General features: G+C 69.6%; 2 protein-coding genes. One reads left to right on the top strand and one right to left on the bottom strand.

The window, feature by feature from the left end:
- Positions 1–164 precede the first annotated feature (164 nt).
- Positions 165–1,193 carry a class II fructose-bisphosphate aldolase gene (gene fbaA / locus QCD68_RS17085; protein ID WP_111075712.1) on the bottom strand — a complete coding sequence of 343 codons (1,029 nt, stop codon included), beginning with the start codon at positions 1,191–1,193 and terminating at the stop codon, positions 165–167.
- Positions 1,194–1,349: 156 nt separating this feature from the next.
- Between fbaA and glpX the strand changes: the two genes are divergently transcribed.
- Complete coding sequence (gene glpX / locus QCD68_RS17080) at positions 1,350–2,339, top strand: class II fructose-bisphosphatase (protein WP_111075711.1); 990 nt, start codon at positions 1,350–1,352, stop codon at positions 2,337–2,339.
- Positions 2,340–2,447 lie beyond the last annotated feature (108 nt).

Here is a 2,447-nt window from a genome sequence, read left to right as displayed (position 1 = left end):
CGCGCCCCTGGGGGCCCGGGGGGGGGGGGCGCCGGGGCGGGGGGGGGGCCCCCGGGGGCGGGGGCGCCCGGGGCCGCGCCCCCGGCCCGCCCCCCGGGCCCCCCCGTCCGGTCGCAGTGCTGCGTTGAACTCAGCGCTGCGCTGGTCTCAGTGCTGCGCTGGTCTCAGCTCTGGGACTGTCCCGCGGACCCGAGGACCTTCGTGGCCTCGACGACACGAGCGGCCATCGCGGACTCGGCGACCTTGCCCCAGGCACGCGGGTCGTACTGCTTCTTGTTGCCGACCTCGCCGTCGAGCTTCAGGACGCCTTCGTAGTTCGAGAACATCGAGCCGGCGATCGAGCGAGTGAACGCGTACTGCGTGTCCGTGTCGATGTTCATCTTGATGACGCCGTTGCGGACGGCCTCGTGGATCTCGTCGTCGGTCGAGCCGGAGCCGCCGTGGAAGACGAGGTCGAGCGGGTTCTGACCGGTGCCGTGCTTCTGCGCGATGGCGTCCTGGATCTCGCCGAGGAGCTCGGGACGCAGCTTGACGTTGCCCGGCTTGTAGACGCCGTGCACGTTGCCGAACGTCAGCGCGGCGATCCAGCGCCCGTGGTCGCCCATGCCGAGTGCCTCGACCACGCGCTCGACGTCGTTCGGGGTCGTGTAGAGCGCGTCGTTCGTGCCCTCGTGCTGCACGCCGTCCTCTTCGCCACCGACGACGCCGATCTCGACCTCGAGGATGGCGTTGATGTTGCGCGTCTTCTCGATCATCGTCTTGGCGATCTCGATGTTCTCGTCGAGCGGCACGGCCGAGCCGTCCCACATGTGCGACTGGAAGATCGGGTTGCGGCCCTGACGAACCTCTTCCTCGCTGGCCGCGATGAGCGGCAGGACGAAGCCGTCGAGCGCGTCCTTCGGGCAGTGGTCGGTGTGCAGCGCGACGGTGATCGGGTAGTTCTTCGCGACCTCGTGCGCGAAGGCCGCCATCGCGAGGGCACCGGCAGCGCGGTTCTTCACGGTCTGGCCGGCGAAGTAGTCGGCACCGCCGGTCGTGACCTGGATGATGCCGTCGGAGCCCGCCTCGGTCAGCCCCTGGAGGACCGCGTTGATGGTCTGCGAGGACGACACGTTGACCGCGGGGTAGGCGAACTTCCCGGCCTTCGCGCGGTCGATCATCTCGGCGTACTGTTCCGGCGTTGCGATGGGCACTGGGATCTCCTTCGACTTCTTCGGTGATGTCCTGTTCGATGCTAGTCAGGGCCGGTCGGTGCGCGTTCGGTGTCGCGGGTGCCTGTGGACGGATCACGTTCTGCACATCCGTCCGCCGGGGAGGCCGGACGGTCGGCGCTCGGTACGCTGGGGGGTGTGACTCCCACGACTGAGACCGGCTCCCTGTTCCTCCAGCCCGACCGCAACCTCGCGCTCGAGCTCGTCCGCGCGACGGAGGCTGCCGCGATCCGTGCCCAGCCGTGGGTCGGCCGGGGTGAGAAGAACCTCGCCGACGGCGCCGCGGTGGACGCGATGCGCAAGTTCCTCGGCACCGTGAACTTCGACGGCGTGGTCGTCATCGGCGAGGGCGAGAAGGACAACGCCCCGATGCTCTACAACGGCGAGCACGTCGGCAACGGCCACGGCCCGGCCTGCGACATCGCGGTCGACCCGATCGACGGCACCTCGCTCACCGCCGCCGGCCGCCAGAACGCCATCTCGGTCATGGCCGTGTCCGACCGCGGCTCGATGTACGACCCGTCCGCCGTCTTCTACATGGACAAGATCGCCGCGGGCCCCGAGGGTCGCGGTGTCCTGGACCTCGACAAGCCGATCGGCGACAACATCCGTGCGCTGGCGAAGGCCAAGGGCAAGGACCTCGAGGACATGGTCGTCGCCGTGCTCGACCGTCCGCGTCACGACGAACTCATCCGCGCCATCCGCGCAACGGGTGCCGGTACCCGACTGCTCCTCGACGGTGACGTCGCCGGCGGCATCGCGGCGGCACTCCCCGGCTCGGCGATCGACATGTGCGTTGGCGTCGGCGGCACCCCGGAGGGCATCATCACCGCGTGCGCGATCAAGGCGCTCGGTGGCGTCCTGCTCGGCAAGCTCCAGCCGAAGGACGACGAAGAGCGCGAGCGCGCCATCGCCGCCGGCCACGACCTGGACAAGGTCCTCGACCAGGACGACCTGGTGACCGGCGACAACACGTTCTTCGTCGCCACCGGTGTCACCGACGGCGTGCTCGTCGACGGTGTCCGTCGGTCGCGGGGCGTCATCCACACCGACTCGCTCGTGCTGCGGTCGCGCTCGAACACCATCCGTCGCATCCAGGCGGACCACCGCGCCGAGAAGTGGTTCTGATCCACTGAGCTGACGGCGCCCGGCACCCGGCACGCGGTGCCGATCGGCTGCGCACAACAGAAACCCGCTCGAACCACGGCATCCCGTGGTTCGGGCGGGTTTCTGTTG

This window comes from Curtobacterium sp. PsM8, assembly GCF_030433875.1.
Lineage (GTDB): Bacteria > Actinomycetota > Actinomycetes > Actinomycetales > Microbacteriaceae > Curtobacterium.
This window is presented reverse-complemented; position numbering and strand designations above follow the sequence as displayed.